This is a genomic window from Mesorhizobium sp. ESP7-2, from assembly GCF_020164715.1.
In the GTDB taxonomy this organism is placed as follows: Bacteria; Pseudomonadota; Alphaproteobacteria; order Rhizobiales; family Rhizobiaceae; genus Mesorhizobium.
Map to the genome: position 1 here is coordinate 1 of NZ_JAIUGQ010000048.1, position 21501 is coordinate 21501.

At 62.6% G+C, this 21501-nt stretch carries 20 protein-coding genes and 1 pseudogene; 17 read left to right on the forward strand and 4 right to left on the reverse strand.

Translation table 11 applies throughout. The features are described 5' to 3' along the window. Nucleotides 1-145: 145 nt before the first annotated feature. Nucleotides 146-1456, reverse strand: coding sequence for a tyrosine-type recombinase/integrase (locus LB543_RS29575; RefSeq protein ID WP_140762967.1), 1311 nt, complete (start codon nucleotides 1454-1456; stop codon nucleotides 146-148). Between the two features lie 689 nt (nucleotides 1457-2145). Between LB543_RS29575 and LB543_RS29580 the strand changes: the two genes are divergently transcribed. Next, nucleotides 2146-3249: an ArdC family protein gene (locus tag LB543_RS29580; protein WP_224616666.1), complete on the forward strand. Its 1104-nt coding sequence runs from the start codon at nucleotides 2146-2148 to the stop codon at nucleotides 3247-3249. A gap of 397 nt (nucleotides 3250-3646) precedes the next feature. Here the strand turns inward: LB543_RS29580 and LB543_RS29585 are convergent, their stop codons facing one another. Beyond that, nucleotides 3647-3796 (reverse strand): hypothetical protein, encoded by a 150-nt coding sequence (locus LB543_RS29585; RefSeq protein WP_181178824.1) that lies wholly within the window; start codon nucleotides 3794-3796, stop codon nucleotides 3647-3649. Here LB543_RS29585 and LB543_RS29590 point away from each other — a divergent pair. From LB543_RS29590 to LB543_RS29645, 12 genes and pseudogenes are all read left to right on the forward strand, one after another. Continuing rightward, a complete protein-coding gene (locus tag LB543_RS29590) occupies nucleotides 3795-4121 on the forward strand; it encodes a DUF736 domain-containing protein (protein WP_140811804.1) in 327 nt (108 codons plus the stop codon). The two genes, LB543_RS29585 and LB543_RS29590, sit on opposite strands and share 2 nt — an antisense overlap. 186 nt (nucleotides 4122-4307) lie before the next feature. Continuing rightward, nucleotides 4308-4568, forward strand: a complete 261-nt coding sequence (locus tag LB543_RS29595; RefSeq protein WP_181182966.1) for a DNA -binding domain-containing protein — start codon at nucleotides 4308-4310, stop codon at nucleotides 4566-4568. A gap of 140 nt (nucleotides 4569-4708) precedes the next feature. Continuing rightward, a complete protein-coding gene (locus tag LB543_RS29600) occupies nucleotides 4709-5050 on the forward strand; it encodes a transcriptional regulator domain-containing protein (protein ID WP_224616667.1) in 342 nt (113 codons plus the stop codon). Then, on the forward strand, nucleotides 4932-5474 hold the full coding sequence (locus tag LB543_RS29605; RefSeq protein ID WP_140811806.1) for a DUF2285 domain-containing protein: 543 nt from the start codon (nucleotides 4932-4934) through the stop codon (nucleotides 5472-5474). The genes LB543_RS29600 and LB543_RS29605 overlap by 119 nt, the downstream gene beginning before the upstream one ends. A gap of 129 nt (nucleotides 5475-5603) precedes the next feature. Beyond that, on the forward strand, nucleotides 5604-5885 hold the full coding sequence (locus LB543_RS29610) for a helix-turn-helix transcriptional regulator (RefSeq protein WP_140811807.1): 282 nt from the start codon (nucleotides 5604-5606) through the stop codon (nucleotides 5883-5885). Nucleotides 5886-5982: 97 nt separating this feature from the next. Further along, entirely contained in the window at nucleotides 5983-6501 is a 519-nt protein-coding gene (locus LB543_RS29615; protein ID WP_140811808.1) for a DUF2840 domain-containing protein, read from the forward strand. Further along, on the forward strand, nucleotides 6498-7043 hold the full coding sequence (locus LB543_RS29620; protein WP_140811809.1) for a S26 family signal peptidase: 546 nt from the start codon (nucleotides 6498-6500) through the stop codon (nucleotides 7041-7043). The genes LB543_RS29615 and LB543_RS29620 overlap by 4 nt, the downstream gene beginning before the upstream one ends. Before the next feature lie 68 nt (nucleotides 7044-7111). After that, entirely contained in the window at nucleotides 7112-7447 is a 336-nt protein-coding gene (locus tag LB543_RS29625) for a DUF736 domain-containing protein (RefSeq protein WP_140765246.1), read from the forward strand. 45 nt (nucleotides 7448-7492) lie between these two features. Continuing rightward, nucleotides 7493-8224 carry a lytic transglycosylase domain-containing protein gene (locus LB543_RS29630; protein WP_411908797.1) on the forward strand — a complete coding sequence of 244 codons (732 nt, stop codon included), beginning with the start codon at nucleotides 7493-7495 and terminating at the stop codon, nucleotides 8222-8224. A 243-nt stretch (nucleotides 8225-8467) separates the two neighbouring features. Further along, nucleotides 8468-10208: pseudogene (locus tag LB543_RS29635) on the forward strand (relaxase/mobilization nuclease domain-containing protein). Between the two features lie 23 nt (nucleotides 10209-10231). Then, nucleotides 10232-12217: a conjugal transfer protein TraG gene (locus tag LB543_RS29640; RefSeq protein WP_140811811.1), complete on the forward strand. Its 1986-nt coding sequence runs from the start codon at nucleotides 10232-10234 to the stop codon at nucleotides 12215-12217. 5 nt (nucleotides 12218-12222) lie between these two features. Next, on the forward strand, nucleotides 12223-12663 hold the full coding sequence (locus tag LB543_RS29645; protein ID WP_140811812.1) for a CopG family transcriptional regulator: 441 nt from the start codon (nucleotides 12223-12225) through the stop codon (nucleotides 12661-12663). Between the two features lie 205 nt (nucleotides 12664-12868). Here LB543_RS29645 and LB543_RS29650 read toward each other — a convergent pair whose 3' ends face one another. Further along, the gene (locus LB543_RS29650; RefSeq protein WP_224616668.1) at nucleotides 12869-13897 is read right to left on the reverse strand and encodes a HipA domain-containing protein; all 1029 of its coding nucleotides are present in this window, start codon (nucleotides 13895-13897) and stop codon (nucleotides 12869-12871) included. Between the two features lie 591 nt (nucleotides 13898-14488). On the opposite strand from LB543_RS29650, the gene LB543_RS29655 reads away from it, so the two are divergent. Further along, nucleotides 14489-15277, forward strand: a complete 789-nt coding sequence (locus LB543_RS29655) for a DeoR/GlpR family DNA-binding transcription regulator (RefSeq protein WP_140811815.1) — start codon at nucleotides 14489-14491, stop codon at nucleotides 15275-15277. A gap of 84 nt (nucleotides 15278-15361) precedes the next feature. Next, entirely contained in the window at nucleotides 15362-17836 is a 2475-nt protein-coding gene (locus tag LB543_RS29660; protein WP_140811816.1) for an FAD-dependent oxidoreductase, read from the forward strand. 48 nt (nucleotides 17837-17884) lie between these two features. Here LB543_RS29660 and LB543_RS29665 read toward each other — a convergent pair whose 3' ends face one another. Continuing rightward, the gene (locus LB543_RS29665; protein ID WP_140811817.1) at nucleotides 17885-18754 is read right to left on the reverse strand and encodes a LysR substrate-binding domain-containing protein; all 870 of its coding nucleotides are present in this window, start codon (nucleotides 18752-18754) and stop codon (nucleotides 17885-17887) included. A gap of 258 nt (nucleotides 18755-19012) precedes the next feature. Here LB543_RS29665 and LB543_RS29670 point away from each other — a divergent pair, with 258 nt between their 5' ends. Together LB543_RS29670 and phnA are read left to right on the forward strand one after the other, a co-directional pair. Then, nucleotides 19013-20212: a 2-aminoethylphosphonate--pyruvate transaminase gene (locus tag LB543_RS29670; RefSeq protein WP_140811818.1), complete on the forward strand. Its 1200-nt coding sequence runs from the start codon at nucleotides 19013-19015 to the stop codon at nucleotides 20210-20212. 24 nt (nucleotides 20213-20236) lie between these two features. After that, a complete protein-coding gene (gene phnA, locus LB543_RS29675) occupies nucleotides 20237-21493 on the forward strand; it encodes a phosphonoacetate hydrolase (protein ID WP_140811819.1) in 1257 nt (418 codons plus the stop codon). Nucleotides 21494-21501 lie beyond the last annotated feature (8 nt).

Below are 21501 nucleotides of genomic sequence, written 5' to 3' on the forward strand. Positions count from 1 at the left end.
AGTCGGGATGCGCTAACACATTGTTTTTTCTGGTCGGAGTGGCAGGATTTGAACCTGCGACCCCCTCGTCCCGAACGGGCGGGTTGACCAGCAAAAGCCCGGATTTCCGCCATTTCTGATGGCGTCCGAAGGCCAATGTTCACGTTTATTTCCGGTATATCTGTGGGGTAACTGTGGGGTAGGCGGAAACGTTCTCCTTCTGTGCTGTGAGCATTCTGCCTGTGGTTTTGGGCAGGTTTCGCAACCGCGACTTGGAGACGATTGCCTCGGCGGCTTGGGCCTGAAAATCGGGGTGATGATGGCCATAAGTCTGAATGAGCACTTGAACGCTCATGCCGAGGTATCCGGCCGCCGCCCAGGGGTCGGAACCCTGCTGCATTAGCCAGGTAGCCGCCGTGTGGCGGAACACGTGCGGGGTGATATCGGTGCGGAAGACGCACCGGACGCTACCGTGCGGTGTCGCAACCTCCTCGTACCAGCCCAGTCCGGCCGCCTCGACCACCGCGCGGAAGGCCTTCTTGATCGACTGCACCGGTTTGCCATTCCACTCGACCACATAGTCATGGGCGACCATGCGGCCAATGCTGGCGCTTTTTCCGCGGCCCTTGGTTTTGATCTCCAGCGGTGTGCTCGCCCAGCGGCGCACATGTGCCAAGAGGCGATCAGGCAGCCTGACGGGCGGTTGACGCTTTTTGGTCTCGCGGCGACCGCTGGCGCGGCGGTAGAAAACGCCGCGTTCGATGTCGACATGTCCCGCGCCTTCTGTTCTCCGGACGGCTGCGCCGCAGATCGCGGCGGAGCGCGTGCCAGTGTAGAGAGCGACCAGGATGAAGCGCGCGACGTGGCGTGCGGTGCGACGATCGCTTGGCCTTCCCTTCCACGACTGGCGCATGCGCCACGCGGCGCGAAGCAGGGCGGCTGCCTCGTCACGGGTCAGCCAGCGGTCGCGCGGTGCTGCTTTCGCGGGCAGCACAATTGCTGGCGCAGAACTTACATAGCCCTCCCGATGATAATTGTTCAGCGCCGCTCTCAAATCCTCCAGCTGACGCCTGGCGGCAGCGCCGTTGCCGTGTGCCTTGGCGTAATCGCGGCACATCTTGCCATCGATGTCACCGATTTTTGTGTCGCCAAACCACGTTAGCACAACGATCAGCCGGTCGGCGGTTTCTTTCGGCTTGGCGTGCGACGGCGCGACGTCGGTAAGGTATACACTTACGGCGTCAGCTACCGGGACCGTGGCGGGATCACGACCGCGCTCGCGGGCCGGCCGATATTTTTCCGTGATGTGACTGGCGAGCCGCTTTTCAGCGCGTTCGCGGTCGCCAGTGCCGCCACAAGCGCTGATGAAGGTTGCGCCATCGCGGATGAACCAGCCGGCTGCGTTGCGCAGCTTTCCGTCCGCCCTTCTGCTTTCGGCACGCCAGACGAGGCGCGCCCCTTTCGACGTCCGCGGCATAGCTCTCTCATTTTTGCGATCGCCGCCAAAGTGACGTATTCCTTGCCTGCGATCAACTCTGTCTGAAGACGGCCAGCATCTCGTTCTTTTCGCAGACCTGCCGCCCCCATAGAGCCGTCCGGAAAGGCGATATCGGCAGCTATGTTGAGCCGTAGCGGCGTATCGTCGTCCAACTGCTCTTGGATCGTCATGGCTTGCCTTTCCGCACGCGCAGAAGAATTAAGCTGCGCGCAACTGTTGAGGACTATGCCTCTGCGATGGATCCGACACCGATCAGTAAGCCGCTCGATCGCGCGATCTGGCCGGCAGTCGACCCCGACCATTGGACAATCGCTCTCGACCCTTTGGCGAAGGGACCGGTCCGAGACGACTTCTCACCGCGAGGCGATTATCTGACCGGAAATGTAAGGGCATGAGAGCGATCTGTGAACGGGATCAAATCGCTCGTGCGGTGATTGGGACCCTCTGGCGTTAAAAACGGCGGGATCCACCATGATGTGCGGGCAGTCTCGCGATGCGACGAGTGCCGGCACTCAGGCCTCCGGCCTCATGAGGTGCCTCGGGGGTGGGCTCCCCTCCTGCTGGGGATTCCCGATCTTCGAAAATCGAGAGTGAGAGTGCGAGCGGTTTTTTCGTGACGGGTAGAGAGCCGGAGGAGAGGCCTCCGACGCCCGTCGCGGAGAACCGCGATGTCCTATCAAAGCAATCGAGCCCGCGTCGTTGCCGACCGGACCAACCTCTATGACGACATCACCAACAAGATTATCGCCGAGTTGGAGGCAGGTCGTTTCCCTTGGGTCCAGCCGTGGGGGACCGCCGCCGCGAAGGCGCCGCTGTGTTTGCCGAAGAACGCCAGCACCGGCAGAGCCTATAGTGGGATCAACGTGCTCATCCTCTGGGGCGCCGTCATCGAGCGCGCCTATCGGACGCAAAGCTGGCTGACCTTCCGACAGGCACAAGTGCTCGGTGGGAATGTCCGGAAAGGCGAGCATGGCACCACTATCGTCTATGCGGATCGCTTTATCCCGAACGATGAGAAGAAGCGCGCTGGCGAGACCGGCGAGGATGCCAGGGCGGTTCCATTCCTCAGGCGCTTCACTGTCTTCAACATCGAGCAATGTGAAGGTTTGTCCGAGGAAGTGGAAGTTTTGCCGCCACTCCCGGACGCCGGATTGATCGAGCCTCGGCTCAAGGCGCTGATCAAAGGCACCGGCATCGAATTCCGTATCGGCGGGAACAATGCCTTTTATGTGCCGGCAAGAGACTACGTTCAGGTGCCGCCCCCGCAAGCCTATTTCGAGCCGATCAACTGGCATCGCACAGCGCTGCATGAGCTTGGTCATGCCACAGGTCATGCCTCACGCCTCGCCCGCGATTTCTCCGGCTCCTTTGGGACGAAGAAATATGCGTTCGAGGAACTCGTTGCCGAGATCAACGCAGCTTTCTGCTGCGCCGCGCTCGGCATCGTGCCCACGGTACGGCATGCTGACTACATCGGCTCCTGGCTCGAGGTGCTGCGCGAAGACAATCGCGCCATCGTGCGCGCCGCCAGCCAGGCCAGCAAGGCGGCCGACTGGCTTCTCGGCCATTTGACCGAGGATACCGTGCTGCCGAGATTCCGTCGGCTTCGCCACCGAGGATTTTTCGGCGCTGCGCTATGTCCGCGACCAGTTCCAGGCGACCGGCCTCTACGAGGAGTTCGACCTGCTCGCCGATCCCGACGAGCCGCGCGACCTGTTCGGCATGCTGCTCAGAGCAGCGATGCAGCCGGCGGCTTGAGCAGCGTCCTATAGGCAAGGTCAATCGCTCGCTCGGTGGTAGGGCCAGCTTCGTCGATTTATTGCCGCTCAAGCCGCCCATCGTCATCTCCTAATGCCCGCTTGGTCAAAGAGCGGCTTGATCGCAACGGGCGACGAGATCGCAGAGATTGCGGCGAGGCGCTCGGCGCGTCACTGGCAAATCCGACTAGGAGGCGTGGAAGCTTCCCGTGGTTGATGCCGATTGCGCTCACGTGGCTTTCTCTCTGAAGTCGGACCCAAGGCAGCCTTATCTCCTCGCCCAATCCTGTCGTTACGAGCAACACCGATAGCGGTCTCTTCGATTGGTGTTTCTGGTCTGAAGGACGGCTTCGCCTCGGTCGCCTGTGACGCAACGGCACATCGCGACTTTCTTCCCCTGCCGGCTGCGCCGTCATTCCTCGCGCAACAACAAAGTCGCTCCCGTGCCGTCCTCCGCTTCGCTTCGGCCCTTGGTGCGCCGGCGATCGCCTTCGGCCTTGCGACCACCATCGAGACCGCAATGGTGCGGCTCGAAGCAGACAGGATCAAGGAGAACTATCATGGCTACCATCGGCACCTTCAAGAAGTCCGGCAACAACGAGTTCACCGGCGAAATCATCACCCTCAGCGTCCAGGCCCGAGGCGTCCGCATTGTCCCCGAAACCCGCGCCAACGGCGAAAACGCCCCCAGCCACCGCGTCTTCGTCGGCCGTGCCGAGATAGGCGCCGCCTGGTCCAAGCAGTCCAACGAGGGCCGCGACTATCTCGGCCTCAAGCTCGACGATCCGAGCTTCACCGCCCCGATCTTCGCCAACCTCTTCAATGACGAGGACGGTGAGGGCTTCAGCCTGATCTGGTCCCGCCCAAGCCGCCGCAACGCGGAATAGGGACCCCCATCAGAGGTTCCGCCCGGACCGTCCGGGCGGAACCTCACCCGCCAAATCAAAGCCGCGGAGACCCGGGCGGCGGCGATGCCGGCATAGCATCGTGTGATGCTCTCGTAGCGGCTCCGCAGCCACAGTGACATCTGTAAGAATTGTGTTTTACGTCTCGCCGGTGGGGGAGTGCACATCATGATTGAGCCGTTCGACGACACCGCGCCAACGGGCGACGAACTCACCGACTACGATCGCCGCCACATCAAGCTCTACATGCGCTTGTTTGACGCCGACTCCGACGGCGCCGATTGGCGCGAGGTGGTCAGGATCCTCTTCGGGATCGATCCGAAAGAGGAGCCGCGGCGCGCGCGACAGGTTCATGACAGCCATCTGGCGCGGGCGCGCTGGATGACCAGAACCGGCTACCGCCATCTCCTGCGCAAGACCGACACCTAAGGGAACACCGACACCTAGGGAACATTGTCGCCCGGGTGATGCTGAAAAAGCATCACGCGATGCCTCTCCAGAGTCTTCCGCTAATCGCAATCGCCCGGAATCGATTCAGGCACGACTTGCAGCCTGATGAGGACCGCACGATGAAGCCGGATACGTCGCGTTGGCGGGACAACACCAGCTACGACTTCTTCGACAGCTTACCAGTCGAAGGGCTGGCCTGGGAGTGTCTGCGCCGTTGGAATTCGTATCAACGGTTCTACGTGGCGCTGGCCCGTTCGGGAGCAGAGACGCAGCCGTTTCCAACAGAAGCGCAGAAACGCTGGGGGTTGCGATTTCGCAGCTCGCCCCGACCTGTCCGCATTGATGCAAGACGTTCTGTGGTCGCCTCTTGCCGACCCCGCGGTGCTGGCCCTGGTGCCTTCACCGGATTTCCTGTCATCCGACCCTCCCATGGCGCTCACAGGGATCAGTGCTCGCCATGACAGTCCGCAGGGGTCGCACGCCATCCATGACAGTTGCATCGCAACACAGCTTCTCCTCTTTCCAGGCGGCGAAGCGAGTTGTCCCCGCGCGGCTTTGATACCGCTGGATTCCGAGACCTTGGGGCGGGTCGAGGCTCTGGTCCGTTTCTGGCGCGGCTATAGCAGGCGGCCTGTGCCACGCGATACGCGAATGACTGTTCAGCAGAGGCGCCGTCTGCGCTTGATGATGCGGGCCGCCGACGGTAGCACGAACGGCGCCAGCTATCGTGAAATCGCGAGCGCTTTCTATGGGATGGGGCGTGTTGCCTCCAATCCCTGGAAAACCTCGTCGCTTCGCAGCGCCGTGATCGGTCTGGTCAAGGGCGGAAAAGCCATGATCGCCGGCGGCTATCTGCAATTGCTGCGCCATCGCAAGCGCTCCTAGCGCTCTCGGGGGTGGGAATATTGCGCCCCCCGATCTTCCCCATCCCCTGCGAAGCCGCCCTTCCGCCACAGTGGTCGCCGCCCACCGCTGAACACCAGCGGTTCTCAAAACCCTACGGAGGCTCGATACATGCGACCAGACCTAGCCGTTTTGCCGCCGCGCTTTCTGCGCACCAAGGAAGCTGCCGACTTCCTCAGCCTGTCGTCCCGCATGCTTGAGAAACACCGTACTTACGGCACCGGTCCTGGCTATCGCAAGCTCGGCGGCCGTGTCGTCTACGCCGTGGACGATCTCCAGGCCTGGGCTGAGCGCGGCGCGGTGATCTCCACTTCGGACCCACGCGGATCTGTGCTTCCGGCCAAGCGCCATCCATCAGCGGCGCCAACGCCTGCCGGACGGTTTGGGCGCTGACCTGAGCCGGCGCGAAGGCGCCGCGGGTCCACCACGCCGGCATCACTTCAGCAACCGCATCACGCGGCTCTTCCCCGCGAAATCAGGAGACAGCCAAATGGGCCCTGTCGTCGACTTCCGTTCAGGCCGATCGGTGATCAGCGCGATCGACGAAGACGGCTTGACCCACGTCGAATTGACGTGGGTCAAGAAGAAGATCGAGTACTGGATCCGCTTCGGTTCGGTCGCCCAGGAGAAGATTCTCGACCGCCACCGGCGCATTGTCTCGTTTCATTCTGGCACCGTTTTTGCCTTCGTTCGCTGGGCCGCGAACGACTTCGGTAGGATCATTTCCCGCATCGACATCGTGCGCGCTGTTGCCGAAGGCGAAGCACACCAGACGCTGCCTTTCGTGCGACCTGGCGGCGACATCCTGCTCAGGTCTGAGGGCTGGCCCAGGGTGGAGCGGGTGTTGCAGATGATCGATGGCATCGAGCAACTCGGCATCGATCCGGAAGCGGTCTCGACTGATCACTGGCGCCATGTCCACAACCGATTGACTGCGGGACAGGAGCCACGCGCCTATACGTTGGATCTTCACCGCGCCCACTTGCTCCGGCGGCGGGTCCAGCCATGACGCGGCCCGCAATCTTCCTCGCGACGGTGCTGGCGACGACGGCCATGCTCTGTCCCGCGTTCACCGCGGTGTCGCCAAGGCTCATCTGGAACGCTTCAGCCAGCACGCCAATCGGCCTGTACATGATCGAAGGCGGGGTGCCGCTTTCGGCGAACGATCTCGTTGCCGTTGAGCCGCCCGAACCGCTCGCAACATTGCTTGCCGACCGTGGCTATTTGCCGAAGGGCGTGCCGCTCATCAAGCACATCCTTGCGGTTTCAGGCCAAACCGTGTGCCGGAAAGAGCTGGTCATTTCAGTCGATGGCACCGACGTCGGTATGGCGCTCAAACGCGATCGCGCCGGTCGCGATCTGCCGGATTGGCATGGCTGCCGGCGCATTCCCGTCGGCGCCGTTTTCCTGATGAACAGCCATGTCCGCGACAGCTTCGACGGACGCTATTTCGGCCTCCTTCCCACCGATCACATCATCGGCCGCGCGGTTCCGCTGTGGACGGACGAGCAGAACGACGGCCGCTTCCAATGGCGTGCGCCAGCGCGGTGAGCGCGCCACTGGCGGTGCCCTCGGTGCCGTCTGATCGTCGCCGCGACAACAAAGACAGGAGACAAGAAATGCCACAGATCGGCGAGTTCATCAGCCATCAGACCGGGTATTCGGGACGAATCCGCACGCTCAGCCTGAACCTCGAGATTGCGATCGTCGCGGCCGAAGCGAACGAGACAGACAATGCGCCCGACTATCGTGTGCACGCCGGTGGCGAAGACGGCATCGCAATCGGCGCCGGTTGGAAACACTCCAGCGAAAAGGCGGGAGAGTTCATATCGCTGCAGATAGACGACCCGACTTTCGCGCAGCCCATCCGCGCCTATCTGTTCCAAAACGGCGCTGACAAAAAATCTTGGTCTTTGCAGTGGTCGCGTCTGCGTGACCGCGTCGAGAAGGACTAGGCGATGTTGGCGCGCCGTCGGCCGACGAGCCAATTGCGAACGCCTGTGTTGACTCGCGCTATCCGACGTTCAGCTCTGTTAGTTCTTGCCGGGCTCTGCTTCAACTGCGTCGTTCCCGCAATTGCACCGGCGCACAGCCCGCCAGTCGCCACGTCGACGGCGCGCGGTCCCTACGAGACCCACATAGCGGAAGCGGCGCGCCGCTTCCGCCTTCCAGCGGCCTGGATCCGTGCCGTGCTTGGCGCCGAGAGCGCCGGCGATCAACGCGCCACATCGCGCAAGGGTGCCATGGGTCTGATGCAGATTGTGCCCAACACCTGGTCCGACCTGCGCGCACGGTATCGCCTTGGCCGCGATCACTACGATCCGCACGACAACATCATCGCGGGCTCGGCCTATATCCGCGAGTTGGTTGATCGCTATGGATCGCCCGGCTGGATTGCTGCGTATAATGCCGGCCCAGGCCGCTACGAGGCGTCGCTGCGGGGCAGGTGGCTGCCTCGCGAGACGCGTGCTTACGTTGCCGTCGTTGCATCCGCCATACTCAACGACGGTGCACCGAAAGCTCTCAGTCCGGCAGCCACAGCGCAGCACGGCTGGAAGGACGCTCCGCTCTTCGCCGTGCAGCCTGTCAGCAAGCCGGACGATGGTTCGATGCAGCTGGAGCGTTCCCGCAATGATCCTTCGAAGGCTGTGCCTACAGAAGGATTGGCTGACGCTACGCCGCGATCGACCGGTCTGTTCGCGCCGCAAGCGAGCGAAAGGTCCGCGCAGTGAGCTTCCTCAACGCGCTTCGCACCATTTTGTGCTCCAGAGTGCCATGGCGCGCGGGGAGGGAAGATGCAGGCAACACGACCGAGGGATGGCAAGATAAAAGCCCGCACATTGTGCACCGGCCGGTCGGTTGTTTTTGGGGGATTTTCAAGTGCCATGCGCACATTGCGACCGTTCGGCGCAATGTGCATCGAACGCCCAACACTTTGTATCCTCATCCTCTTTTCCACGTTGCAGGATAGCGGCATGGCCGATGAGCGCGAGCTTCGCATTCGACCCGGACGCATTCGTTCCAACCGCGGTCAAGCTGCGAGACCGTTCATCGCACAGGCACTGGCTGCGGCGAAGAAGGCCGGTGGAAGCATCTCCCGCAGCGGTCAAATCAGTCCTGGCAATCGATCTCGCTTCGGCCGAGGCCGGATCGCCAACGTCCAGGCCAACCGTTTGTTGACCGGCCGCTCGCGCGTGACAGTCATCAAGACCCGGGTGGTTCGTCACTCCGCACGCTCCGTGCCGCTGACCGCGCATCTCAGCTACGCTGCGGCGCGAGGGCGTGACCCGTGAGAGGGAACAGCCCCGCATGTTCGGCCCCGAGACCGATGACGCGAACGTCAAGGAATTTGCCGAGCGCTGCGATGGCGATCGCCACCATTTCCGCTTCATCGTCTCGCCGGAGGACGCCACGGAAATGGCTGATCTCAAATCCTTCAGCCGCGACCTGATGAGGCAGATGGAGAAGGATCTCGGCTCGAAGCTCGATTGGGTCGCGGCAGACCACTGGAACACCGACAATCCCCATATCCATGTCATCTTGCGTGGCCGCGCCGATGACGGGCGGGATCTGGTAATCTCACGCGACTATATCAAGGAAGGCATGCGCGCGCGCGCTGCCGATCTCGTTACGCAGGAACTTGGGCCGCGTTCCGATCTCGACATCCGCCGCAATTTGCAGCGGCAGATCGAAGCCGAACGCTGGACCCAGCTTGACCGGCAGCTGCTCCGCGACCTTTCCCACACCGGCTTCATCGATCTTGCCCCATATGCTCATAGGCCACCCGACGAGTATCACGTGCAGAAGATCGGCCGCCTGCGCAAGCTCCAAGCCCTTGGACTTGCCGATCAGCTCGCGCCAGGCCAATGGGTGATTGACGAACGGGCCGAGACGACTTTGCGTGAGCTCGGCGAGCGCGGCGACATCATAAAGCGAATGCATCGCGCGTTGACCGAGCGCGGGATCGAGCGTGGTTCGGGCAATTATGTTTTGGCCGCCGAAAGCCTCGATACACCCATTGTCGGTAGGCTGCTCGATCGCGGTCTCGACGACGAGTTGAGCGGCACTGCTTATGCCGTGGTCGACAGCGTTGACGGACGCACGCACCACATCAGACTTGGCGATCTGGAGGCAACCGGCGACGGGCCGCCGGGGTCGATCGTCGAACTGCGCACGTTCGAGGATGCGAGAGGCCAGCGGCGGGTCGCGCTCGCCGTCCGCTCCGATCTTGGTGTGCAAGAACAAATCACGGCAACAGGAGCAACCTGGCTCGATCGCCAGGCCATCGCGCGCGAGCCTGCCGCCTTGAGCGCAGCCGGCTTCGGCGCCGAGGTTCATCAAGCCATGGAACAGCGGGCCGATTACCTGGCCGGCGAAGGCTTTGCGAAACGTCTCGGCGGGCGCGTCGTTTTCAGCCGCGACCTGATCGAGACGCTGCGCCGCAGGGAACTCGAACGGGTTGGTGAGAAACTTGCAGCCGAGACCGGCCAGCCCTTCAATCGCGCCGCCGGCGGTGACTATGTAGCGGGCGCCTATCGCCAGCGGATCGTCCTGGCCTCGGGCCGCTTCGCCATGCTCGACGACGGCCTCGGCTTCCAGCTCGTGCCGTGGACGCCCTCGCTCGAAAAGCATCTCGGCCAGCATGTCTCCGGTGTCGCTCGCGATGACGGCGGCATCGACTGGAACTTTGGTCGCAAAAGGGGACTCGGCCTCTAACGCATCCAAGAAAGGACCCTGCCATGTCCGCCACGAAAATCCTTTGGGGCCAGATACTCACTGTCTGCTTGATAGTGCTGTTGACGATCTGGACGGCGACGCAATGGACGGCATGGAGGCTGGGCTTCCAGGCCCAACTCGGTCCGCCCTGGTTCGAGCTCGCCGGTTGGCCCGTGTACTATCCACCCGCTCTGTTCTGGTGGTGGTATTTCTACGATGCCTACGCCGCTGACATCTTCGTGGAAGGCGGGTTGATTGCCGTGTCCGGCGGCTTCCTTTCGATCATTGTCGCGATCGCCATGTCGGTGTGGCGCGCACGCGAAGCCAAGAATGTCCAGACCTATGGTTCGGCGCGGTGGGCGGACAGGAAGGAGGTGGAGACTGCAGGGCTGCTCGGCGCCGACGGGGTGGTGCTCGGGCGCTATGACCGCCACTACCTCCGCCACGATGGGCCCGAGCATGTGCTGTGCTTCGCTCCGACCCGGTCGGGGAAGGGTGTCGGCCTAGTGGTGCCTTCGCTGCTAACCTGGCCGGGGTCGGCGATCGTCCACGACATCAAGGGTGAGAACTGGCAACTCACCGCCGGCTTCCGCGCCGTGCACGGTCGTGTGCTGCTTTTCGATCCGACCAATTCGAGATCGTCGGCCTACAATCCTCTCCTGGAAGTTCGCCGCGGCGAATGGGAGGTTCGCGACGTCCAGAACATTGCCGACATTCTGGTTGATCCGGAAGGCAGCCTTGAGAAGCGCAACCACTGGGAAAAGACCAGCCACGCGCTTTTGGTCGGCGCGATCCTTCACGTTCTTTACGCCGAGAAGGACAAGACCCTGGCCGGTGTCGCCGCCTTCCTCTCTGATCCGAAACGCCCGATTGAGACTACGCTGGCGGCAATGATGAAGACGCCTCTCGGCGAGGCGGGTCCACATCCGGTCATTGCGAGTGCGGCGCGCGAACTACTCAACAAATCCGACAACGAACGCTCCGGCGTGCTTTCCACCGCGATGTCCTTCCTCGGTCTCTACCGTGACCCTGTCGTGGCAGAGGTGACCCGGCGCTGCGACTGGCGGATCAGCGACATCGTGGGCGGCAAACAACCGGCAACGCTCTATCTTGTCGTGCCTCCCTCGGACATCAATCGGACCAAGCCGCTCATTCGTCTTATCCTCAACCAGATCGGGCGTCGCCTGACCGAGGACCTGCATACGAAGACCAGCCGTCACCGGTTGCTGCTCATGCTGGACGAGTTTCCGGCACTTGGCCGCCTCGACTTCTTCGAGTCGGCCTTGGCCTTCATGGCAGGCTACGGGCTGAAGAGCTTCCTCATCGCGCAGTCGCTGAACCAGATCGAGAAGGCCTACGGCCCGAACAACTCGATCCTCGACAACTGCCATGTTCGTGTGAGCTTTGCCACCAACGATGAACGGACAGCCAAGCGTGTGTCCGACGCGCTCGGTACGGCAACCGAAATGCGGGCGATGAAGAACTATGCCGGCCATCGGCTGTCGCCCTGGCTCGGACATCTCATGGTGTCGCGGCAGGAGACGGCCCGCCAGTTGCTGACCCCTGGAGAGATCATGCAGCTTGCCCCGACCGACGAGATCGTGATGGTGGCGGGCACTCCGCCGATCCGGGCGAAGAAGGCACGTTACTACGAAGATCCCCGTTTTCGGGACCGCGTCTTGCCGCCACCCGAACTGGCCCGATCCGAAAAGGGCGATCTTGACGACTGGACCCGATTGCCGGCCCCAACCAGCACAGAGGTTGCCGAAAGTGCAGGAACGCCCCCGCAGGACGACGGAGATCCAACGGAGTCCGAGCGGCGACTGCAACCCGAACTCAATCGTTCGCGTCCAGTAGAAAAAATGGCTCCGATCGACAATGAGTTCGAGGTCGAGCCGCCCGACGACAGCGACGAAGACGAAGCTGTCCGCAATCGACGCCTGGCTCGCCTCATGCAGGGCGTGGCGCGGCAGGTTTCGCTCGATCCCGATGACGGCATGGATTTGTAGGCGCCATGACCAGTCGAAAGAAGAAAGTGCAGATCTCTGTCTATCTCGATCAGGCGGTCATGGGGATGCTTGCGGACTACGCGGCGCGGCGTGAACAGTCCCAGTCCATGATTGCGGAGGCCGCCATCGCGTCATTCCTGTCGCCGGATGCCGATGAGCGTCGCGAGGCGGCGATCGTCAAGCGCCTCGACCAGGTCGACAGGCGGGTCGCCCGGCAGGAGCGCGATATCGGCATCGCGGTCGAGACACTCGCCGTGTTCGTCCGCTTCTGGCTCGCGACCACGCCAGCCTTGCCGGAACCCGCCGCCCAGGCGGCCCGCGCCAAGGTGGCCGAACGCTACGAAGCCTTCGTCACGGCCTTGGGCAGGCGCCTGGCGAAGGGCCCGAAACTGCGCCAGGAGATTTCGGAGGACGTCAATCCGATCGACGATAATGGCATGCAATGAAGGGCGATGGGTGTCTTCGTCATCATCATGGCGGCCGGCACCGCGAAGGGCAACGTCGGCGACGATGCCGATGATGATGATCAGCACAACGATGAGCAAAGCTCGCAGCCGTGACGCCTTTGGTCATCGTCACGCCATCAACGATGATTGTATCTACGTGGATTGAGGCGTTCGGTCGCTTTGCATTTCTTCTTTGCCGACTTGATCAACTTGCGTCAGCAAGCAAAAGCGCTCGCTTGCCTATTGCCGACCTGACTGACCCGACAAGCTGTTCGGGAAAGCCGCGCCGCAATTTGGAGATCACGGCCTCGGTCTGCTTCTCCGCGTTTGCGGCAATGTCTTCGAAAATCCTGCGCATGACGGGCGTCCCCACGCCCGCAACGTCAGCGGTCTGCATGAAGTGGCGGGGCATAATCTCATGCACCGAATAGTGCCGGCTCTTGCCGACTGACATTGCCAGCTTGAATTTCTTGCGGGGAATCTGTCCGGCATCAAGGCTGGGCTGCGCTGTCAGTACGTCGTAGAGGGGCGTCATGCGAAACCGTCCGCCAGGGCTGAGAAAGATACTGAAGTTCTTGGCATGGCCGTCGGTTGCGCCAATCAGCCAGAATATTATGCAAGCGCGCAAGAAGACGGCGATGTCGTCTTCAGGCGTGTCACTGCCCTTCAGAAGCTCGACAATCTGAGCGATGCCAGGACCGCCCTCGGACTGATATTTGCGCGTGGGCGGCACTGATAGCGCTTGGCAGATATCCTCCTGCGGCAGGCGCAGGAGGCGGCCGTCACGGGCCCACAGCCTGTCGAAGCGCTCGACGATCAGCGTGCGGCGCTCCCCGAAATCAGCGATCTCTGCCCGGGCCGCAGGAACGCCGAACGCCTCGAGCAGCTTGAGGCACAGATACTCGTTCTCAACGCTATTGGATAGGTCGATGCCGTTGGGCAACCGGCCGATCTGCGGTTTCAGGATGTGGGTGGTCGCGGCCGTGCCTATCGGCTTGAACCAGCGTCCGTCAGTGTGCAAGAGCGCCGTCTTTTCCTGGGCACCTGCGATCGAGATGCGGAAATCCTCGTCCTCGCCAAGACCGAGAGGAGCGGCAGCGAGGTTCTTGATCATCTCGGCGATCTCTCTGTTGCTGACCGGCTTGCCATCGCTGCTGCCGGTATTGCCGGGATCGATGCCATCGGGCAGAAACTGCAGCGCGCCGACGCAGTCATGACCGACGGCGGCGAGCATGCTGTAGGCGTCAGTGCCTTCCGCGCCGACTGCGATCGGGGAAGAATTGACCGTCCCTCAATGACGAATGACAGCGAGGCTGGGTGCGGAAAGACTCATCGCCATCGCGCCAAAATTGCGCCAAGGGCGCCGGTGATGTGATCTTTTCGCTGCTCAGTGAAGACGCCGTTTCCGGATCGCTGCTGCCGGGCAGTAAACGACCCCCCTTCCAACCATATACAATGGCCGACCGTCGCCGACTGGCCCGGAGCTGTTGACGACGAAACACAAAAGCCGCCACTCCAGGTTCGCCCTTTGTACCTCGAAAGTCGCATAAAAAGGCAGTGTGGAATTCTGACGTTCAGTCGGAAGCCTCGCCATCACGGTGTCATCGAAGCCCTGGTGACGTCGGTCCGATAACGATCGCCTGCTTGTTACCGAATACCATCGTTGCGGCCGAAACACGACCAGGCTATTGCTTAGGGAGCCGATCCAGCAGTGCGCGGACGTGTATGGCATTGTGATGGAACATTCGGCAGCATCCGCCCCGAAGGTAACTCGCGCGCAACGCCACATCTTGCAACATGGCCGTCCCTCCGTCAAAGTGGCGCCATGTCGGTATCGCAATCTGCAGCGGGGCGCGCACTTGCGCCGCGCCGCCACGATGAAATCCTGAGACGTCTCGCTGCAGTCGGCTCGGTCGGGATCACCGATCTTGCCAATTTCTTCCACGTGTCGCGGGAGACGATCCGCCGCGACCTGAAACATCTGGCCGATCGAGGTCAGCTCGACATCGTCCATGGCGGGGCCACGCTGTTCGAGGCGACCGAACCGGCGCTCAACGAACGCAGCCAGGAGAATGCGGCCGGCAAGGCCGTGATTGGTCGGACCGCGGCCGGCCTTGTCGAGGATGGCATGGTGGTCTTCCTCGATTCAGGCACCACCACACTCGCCGTTGCGCACGCGCTGCACCGCCGGCAAAGCCTGACGATCTGCACGACCAGCTTGTCGATCGCGCTGCATATGTGTCGCCAGCCCAATGTGCGCGTTCATATGCTGGGCGGTGAGATCGACCCGGCCGAAGAAGCGGCCATCGGTATCGATGCGCTGGAGGCGATCAGCCGCTTTCGTGTTGACGTAGCATTTCTTGGTGGCGGCGGGCTGTCGCCTGACGGCGAGGTCACCGACTTCACGCGCAACGGCGCCGAGCAGCGCTCGCGCATGGTGGCCACGGCCAGTAAGGCTTATTTCGTGCTCGACAATTCGAAATTCGGGCGTCTGACGCCGCTGCGCATTCCACGCTTCGAACTGGCGGCAGGCGTCATCGTTGATGTACCGCCGCCCTCCTCCACCATCGAGGCGCTGGAGCGCAAAGGGCCAAAGCTCATAGTCGGCACTTAATGTGATTATTTGTTGCATTTTGTGTTGATATCTGTGCCACTTTCGTTATGTTGACCCCCATCACCTTTGGGAGATCGTTTCATCGTGGCGCAGGAATTCCCGATTCAGGCTCGAATCGTCATCGTCGGCGGCGGCATCATCGGTTGTTCGGTCGCCTATCATCTGACCAAACTGGGCTGGAGCGATGTGGTGCTGCTCGAGCAGGGGCAGCTCAGCGGCGGCACCACCTGGCACGCGGCTGGTCTTGTCGGCCAGCTGCGCAGCCATTCCAACATGACCAGCCTGATCCGATATTCCACGCAGCTCTACAGCGAACTGGAGGCCGAGACCGGTCTTGCCACGGGCTGGAAGAATTGCGGCTCGTTGTCGGTGGCGCGCACCGCCGACCGCATGACGGTGTTAAAGCGCACGGCCGCGTCGGCGCGTGCCCAAGGGGTCGAGATCGATGTCATTTCGCCCCGCGAAGCCGCCGAGCTGTGGCCGGTCATGGCTGTCGACGACCTCGTCGGCGCCGTCTGGCTGCCCGGAGACGGCAAGGCCAATCCGACCGATCTCACGCAATCGCTTGCCAAAGGCGCGCGCCATGGTGGCGCCAAGATATTCGAGCGGGTCAAGGTCACCGGCATCAGTGTCAGGAACGCCGTCGCCTGCGGTGTCGAGACCGACCATGGCGACGTCGCCGCCGAGATCGTCGTCAATTGCGCCGGCCAATGGGCGCGCAAGGTCGGGCTGATGTGCGGCGTCTCGGTGCCGCTGCATTCGGCCGAGCACATGTACATCGTCACCGGCCGGATCGAAGGCGTGCATCCGGATCTGCCCGTCATGCGCGACCCCGATGGCTTCATCTACTTCAAGGAAGAGGTTGGCGGCCTGGTCATGGGCGGCTTTGAGCCGCATGCCAAGCCGTGGGGCATGAAGGGCATTCCGGAGAATTTCGAATTCGCGCTGCTGCCCGACGATTGGGACCAGTTCGAGATCTTAATGGAAAACGCGCTGGTGCGCGTGCCGCAACTGGCGCAGGCCGAAGTCAAGAAATTCTATAACGGTCCCGAGAGCTTCACGCCCGACAATAATTTCCTCCTCGGCGAGGCGCCGGAGTTGAAGAATTTCTATGTCGGCGCCGGGTTCAATTCGATGGGCATTGCCAGTGCCGGGGGCGCCGGCAAGGCGCTGGCCGAGTGGATCGTCAACGGCGCGCCGACCATGGATTTATGGCCGGTCGACATCAGGCGCTTTGCCTCGTTCAACAACAATCCACGCTGGCTGCATGACCGCGTCGAAGAGACGCTCGGCCTGCACTACGCCATGCCATGGCCGAACCGCGAATTGGACACCGCGCGGCCCTTCCGCCGCTCTCCGCTTTACGACCGGCTTGCCGCTAAGGGTGCCTGCTTCGGCTCCAAGATGGGGTGGGAGCGCGCCAATTGGTTCGCGGCACCAGGAGAGAAGGCCGCGAACGACTATGCCTTCGGCCGCCAGAATTGGCACGAGGCGGTGCGGCGCGAGATGAAGGCGACGCGTGAAGCCGTCGCTGTCTTCGACCAGACCTCCTTCGCCAAGCTTCTTGTCCAGGGCCGCGACGCCTGCGCCGTGCTGAACCGCATATGCGCCGGCGACATCGATGTGCCGGTCGGCACGTCGGTCTACACGGGCGTGCTCAACGTGCGCGGCGGTTACGAAAGCGATCTCACCGTGATGCGGCTTGGCGCGGAAAAGTTCCTCATCGTCACCGGTTCCGCGCAGGCAGTCCACGACGCCGACTGGATCGTCAAGAACATCCCGGCGGGCGCGCATGCCGTCCTGACCGACGTCACCTCCGCCTATGCCGTGCTCGCCTTGATGGGGCCGCGTTCGCGCGACCTCTTGGGCAAACTTTCATCGGCGGATCTTTCCAACACCGGCTTCCCCTTCGCCACCATTCGCGAAATCGATATCGGCTACGCCACCGCCTATGCCAACCGCATGACCTATGTCGGTGAGCTCGGCTGGGAACTGATCGTGCCGACCGAATTCGCCGTCGGCGTCTACGAGGCGCTGCATGAGGCCGGCCGTGAATTCGGCTTGGCTGACGCCGGCTATTACGCGCTCGACGCCTTGCGCATCGAAAAGGGTTTTCGCGCCTGGGGTCGCGAACTGACGCCTGACATCAACCCCTGGCAGGCGGGGCTTGGCTTTGCCGTCGCGATGGACAAGCCGGGCGGTTTCATCGGGCGTGATGCGCTCGCCGCCGCGAAGTCCTCGGCACCGACCAGGCGCATCGTGCTGTTCACAACAGACGATGCCGAGCCGATGCTGTGGGGCGGCGAATTGATCCTGCGCGACGGCAAACCGGTCGGCGAGGTCCGCTCGGCCGCTTATGGCCATACGCTCGGCCGTTCGGTGGCGCTCGGGCTGATCGAGCACGAAGCGGGCGTCGACGCCTCGTTCCTGAGCAGCGGTCATTTTGAGATCGATCTGGCCGGCGTGCGCCACACCGCCACGGCGCATCTGCGCAGCCCCTACGATCCGAAGTCGGAGCGGGCGAAAGCCGATGCGGTGGAGATCAAGGTCGCGGCCTAAAGTGATCCCGAAAAATGGGAACCGGTTTTCGGACGAGATCATGCTCAACTAATCCGCCGACATCGAGCGCGCCATGTCGAGAAAGGCGCGCACGAGCTTGCCGCCGCTGCGCTCGCGCAGGCAGATCAGCGCCTCGTCCATCAAGGTCTCGGGCGCATCGATGGTGATCGGGACGAGCCGCGAATCCTGGCCGAATTCGGCCGCCGAGACAAAGCCGATGCCGGCGCCGGAGGCGACGATCTCGCGCACGGCCTCGCGGCCCTCGGCCTCGATGACCGGCCTGAGCTCGATCTTCGACGCAGCGGCGAGGTCTTCCAGCTTCTGGCGCGTCTTCGAGCCACGCTCGCGCATGACCAGTGATTCCTGCGCCAGCTGTTTGAGCGTCAGCGATTTCTTCCCCGACAGCGGATGGTCGATCGAGGTGAAGGCGATGATCGGCGTCGAGTTCAGTTTCAGCACCTCGAAATCGCGCCCCGCAGGCACTTCGCCCAGCACGCCAATGTCGGCATCGTAGCTGTAGAGGCTGCTGATCACAGTCTCGGTGTTGCCGGCGCGCACCGAAACCTGCACGCCAGGATAGCGGGCCCGGAAGCTGCCGAGGATGTGAAGCAGATGGTGCGCTGCATCGGCCACGATGCGCAGCGTACCGGAACGCAGGGCGCGTGACTCGGTCAGGAGCTCGAGCGCCTGCTGCTCGGTATCGAACATGCGGTGGGTTATTTCGAGCAGTTTCTGGCCGGAATGGGTCAGCGTAACCTGCTTCTTGTTCCGGTTGAAAAGCAGGACGTCATACTCTTCCTCGAGCTTGCGCACCTGGTCCGATATCGCCGGCTGGGTCAGGAACAGCGCTTCGGCCGCCCGCGAAAACCCACCGGAGATCGCCACCTGATGAAAAGCTCGCAGCTGAACGTAGCGCATCCTGTGTGCCTTTCGGGTCGCGAAGTCGCCTGCACTTTATCATAAGCCTTGGTAGTCAAAAGGCCGGAATAAACGATTCCCCTGATGCCTGGGATGAACTTCCTATGTTCACAACCGCGTCATGAGCAGCATGCAGCCTAAGCCCATACGCTCAGCGTCTATCGTTCCAATCGATACATCGATACAAAATAGCGATTTTACAAATATGTCGTCTGGGCCAACAATGGCGCCACATCAAAAGACCTGTCGGAGGACATCATGCTCGCCGAGACGAAATTTGCCGCGGAGCCGCTGGCCAGGCCGGCCCTGGGAGAGCCTTATCTTTTGACCCCCGGGCCGCTCACCACGGCCTATTCGGTCAAGCAGGCGATGCTGCGCGATTGGGGATCGTGGGACGGCGACTTCCGCGCCATGACATCAGACATGCGCCGCCGCCTGCTGGCGCTGACCGGCGACGGGAAAGGCGAGTTCGACTGCGTGCCGATGCAAGGCAGCGGCTCGTTCTGCGTCGAGGCGATGCTGGGCTCGTTCGTGCCCAGGGATGGCAAGGTACTGGTGCTAGCCAACGGCGCCTACGGGCTGCGTGCCGCACAGACCATGCAGTATCTTGGCCGCGACTATACGCTGATCGACAAGGGCGACTACTTGCCGCCGCGCGGTGACGAGGTGGCGGCCGCCCTCGAGGCCGATCCTGCGATCACGCATGTCATCGCCATTCATTGCGAGACCAGCTCCGGCATTTTGAACCCGGTCGCAGAGATCGCCGAGGCCGTCCATGCCAAGGGTCGCAAGCTGCTCGTCGATTCCATGAGCGCGTTCGGCGCCGTCGCGCTCGACGTCAACGAGATCCGCTACGAGGCAATGGTCTCGTCCGCCAATAAATGCATCGAGGGCGTGCCAGGCTTCGGCTTCATCATCGCCCGCAAGAGCGAGTTGGAAGCCGCCAAGGGGCGCAGCCACTCGCTGTCGCTCGACGTCCACGCGCAATGGGCGCACATGAACAAGACCGGCCAGTGGCGCTACACGCCGCCGACGCATGTCGTCGCCGCCTTCCTTGAAGCCTTGCGCCAGCACGAGGCCGAAGGCGGCGTCGCCGGCCGCGGTGCCCGTTATGTCAGGAACCGCGACGTCATGGTGGCGGGCATGCGCGAACTCGGCTTCGAGACGCTGCTTCGGGACCGCTGGCTGTCGCCGATCATCGTCACCTTCTTCAACCCCGCTCACACTAACTTCGCCTTCGATCGCTTCTATGAGTTGATGAAGGACAAGGGCTTCATCATCTATCCCGGCAAGCTGACGGTCGTGGATTCCTTCCGCGTCGGCTGCATCGGCCAGATGGACGAGCATGTCATGCGCCGCGTCGTCGAGGCGGCAGCGCAATCGCTTGATGAAATGGGCGTCGACACCGCCGCTCCACCCGCCGCGGCAATCGCCGAGCGTGCCAAACTCGCCGCCTGAAGCGGCCGATTTCGAGGATACCAGATGAACCAGATGTCTCCGATCAACGTCGCGGTCAACGGCCGCACCTACGCCTGGCCGCGCGTGCCGGCCATCGCCATCTGCCTTGATGGCTGCGAGCCGGCCTATCTCAACGAGGCGATCAAAGCCGGGTTGATGCCGGCCCTGGTCAGGATCAAGGAGAAGGGCACGGTGCGCTTTGCTCACTCGGTCATTCCGAGCTTCACCAATCCCAACAACCTGTCGATCGCCACCGGTCGCCCGCCATCGGTGCACGGCATCTGCGGCAACTATCTCTACGAGCGCGAGACCGGCAAGGAAGTGATGATGAACGACCCGCGCTTCCTGCGCGCGCCGACCATTTTTCAGGCCTTCTACGATGCCGGCGCCAAGGTCGCCGTGGTCACCGCCAAGGACAAGCTGCGTGCGCTGCTCGGCAAGGGCCTCGCCTTCGGCGAGGGCCGCGCGCTATGCTTCTCGGCCGAAAAGTCGGACACCACCACCGTGGCCGAGCACGGCATCGACAATGCCTCGAAGCATTTCGGCCTGCCGGTGCCGGAGGTCTATTCGGCCGAATTGTCGGAATTCGTCTTCGCCGCCGGCGTCCAGCTGCTCAAGGAATTCCGCCCCGACGTCATGTACCTGACGACGACCGATTATGTGCAGCACAAATACGCACCGGGTGTGCCCCAGGCCAACGCCTTCTACGAGATGTTCGACAAGTACCTGACCGAGCTCGATGCGCTGGGCGCCGCGATCGTCGTCACCGCCGACCATGGCATGAAACCCAAGCACAAGGCGGACGGTTCGCCCGACGTTGTTTATGTCCAGGACTTGCTCGACGAATGGCTGGGCAAGGACGCCGCGCGCGTCATACTGCCGATCACCGACCCCTATGTCGTGCACCATGGCGCGCTCGGCTCCTTTGCCACCGCCTATCTGCCTGATGGCGCCGACCAGGCCGACATCATGGCACGGTTGGCCAAGATCGACGGCATCATGCTAGTCGTCGACAGCCCTGATGCCTGCGAGCGTTTCGAGCTGCCGGCCGACCGCATCGGCGACATCGTGCTGATTTCGACCAAGAACAAGACGATCGGCACCAGCGAACACCGCCATGATCTCGCGGCGCTGAACGAGCCGCTGCGCTCGCATGGCGGACTGACCGAGCAGGAAGTGCCGTTCATAGTCAACCGCGTGCTGCCGGACCTGCCGAACGAACCCACGCTGCGCAACTTCGACGCTTTCTACTACGCGACCATGGCGGCGGCGGTGGCTTAGGCTGGGCC

Coding starts and splice junctions, on each gene's coding strand:
- LB543_RS29665 (WP_140811817.1), bottom strand. CDS start 18,754: ATGCGCTACGTTCAGCTGCGAGCTTTTCATCAGGTGGCGATCTCCGGT.
- LB543_RS29670 (WP_140811818.1), top strand. CDS start 19,013: ATGCTCGCCGAGACGAAATTTGCCGCGGAGCCGCTGGCCAGGCCGGCC.
- LB543_RS29580 (WP_224616666.1), top strand. CDS start 2,146: ATGTCCTATCAAAGCAATCGAGCCCGCGTCGTTGCCGACCGGACCAAC.
- LB543_RS29640 (WP_140811811.1), top strand. CDS start 10,232: ATGTCCGCCACGAAAATCCTTTGGGGCCAGATACTCACTGTCTGCTTG.
- LB543_RS29650 (WP_224616668.1), bottom strand. CDS start 13,897: ATGCTCGCCGCCGTCGGTCATGACTGCGTCGGCGCGCTGCAGTTTCTG.
- LB543_RS29620 (WP_140811809.1), top strand. CDS start 6,498: ATGACGCGGCCCGCAATCTTCCTCGCGACGGTGCTGGCGACGACGGCC.
- LB543_RS29655 (WP_140811815.1), top strand. CDS start 14,489: ATGTCGGTATCGCAATCTGCAGCGGGGCGCGCACTTGCGCCGCGCCGC.
- LB543_RS29600 (WP_224616667.1), top strand. CDS start 4,709: ATGAAGCCGGATACGTCGCGTTGGCGGGACAACACCAGCTACGACTTC.
- LB543_RS29585 (WP_181178824.1), bottom strand. CDS start 3,796: ATGATAGTTCTCCTTGATCCTGTCTGCTTCGAGCCGCACCATTGCGGT.
- LB543_RS29575 (WP_140762967.1), bottom strand. CDS start 1,456: ATGCCGCGGACGTCGAAAGGGGCGCGCCTCGTCTGGCGTGCCGAAAGC.
- LB543_RS29625 (WP_140765246.1), top strand. CDS start 7,112: ATGCCACAGATCGGCGAGTTCATCAGCCATCAGACCGGGTATTCGGGA.
- LB543_RS29605 (WP_140811806.1), top strand. CDS start 4,932: ATGCAAGACGTTCTGTGGTCGCCTCTTGCCGACCCCGCGGTGCTGGCC.
- LB543_RS29590 (WP_140811804.1), top strand. CDS start 3,795: ATGGCTACCATCGGCACCTTCAAGAAGTCCGGCAACAACGAGTTCACC.
- LB543_RS29610 (WP_140811807.1), top strand. CDS start 5,604: ATGCGACCAGACCTAGCCGTTTTGCCGCCGCGCTTTCTGCGCACCAAG.
- phnA (WP_140811819.1), top strand. CDS start 20,237: ATGAACCAGATGTCTCCGATCAACGTCGCGGTCAACGGCCGCACCTAC.
- LB543_RS29645 (WP_140811812.1), top strand. CDS start 12,223: ATGACCAGTCGAAAGAAGAAAGTGCAGATCTCTGTCTATCTCGATCAG.
- LB543_RS29615 (WP_140811808.1), top strand. CDS start 5,983: ATGGGCCCTGTCGTCGACTTCCGTTCAGGCCGATCGGTGATCAGCGCG.
- LB543_RS29595 (WP_181182966.1), top strand. CDS start 4,308: ATGATTGAGCCGTTCGACGACACCGCGCCAACGGGCGACGAACTCACC.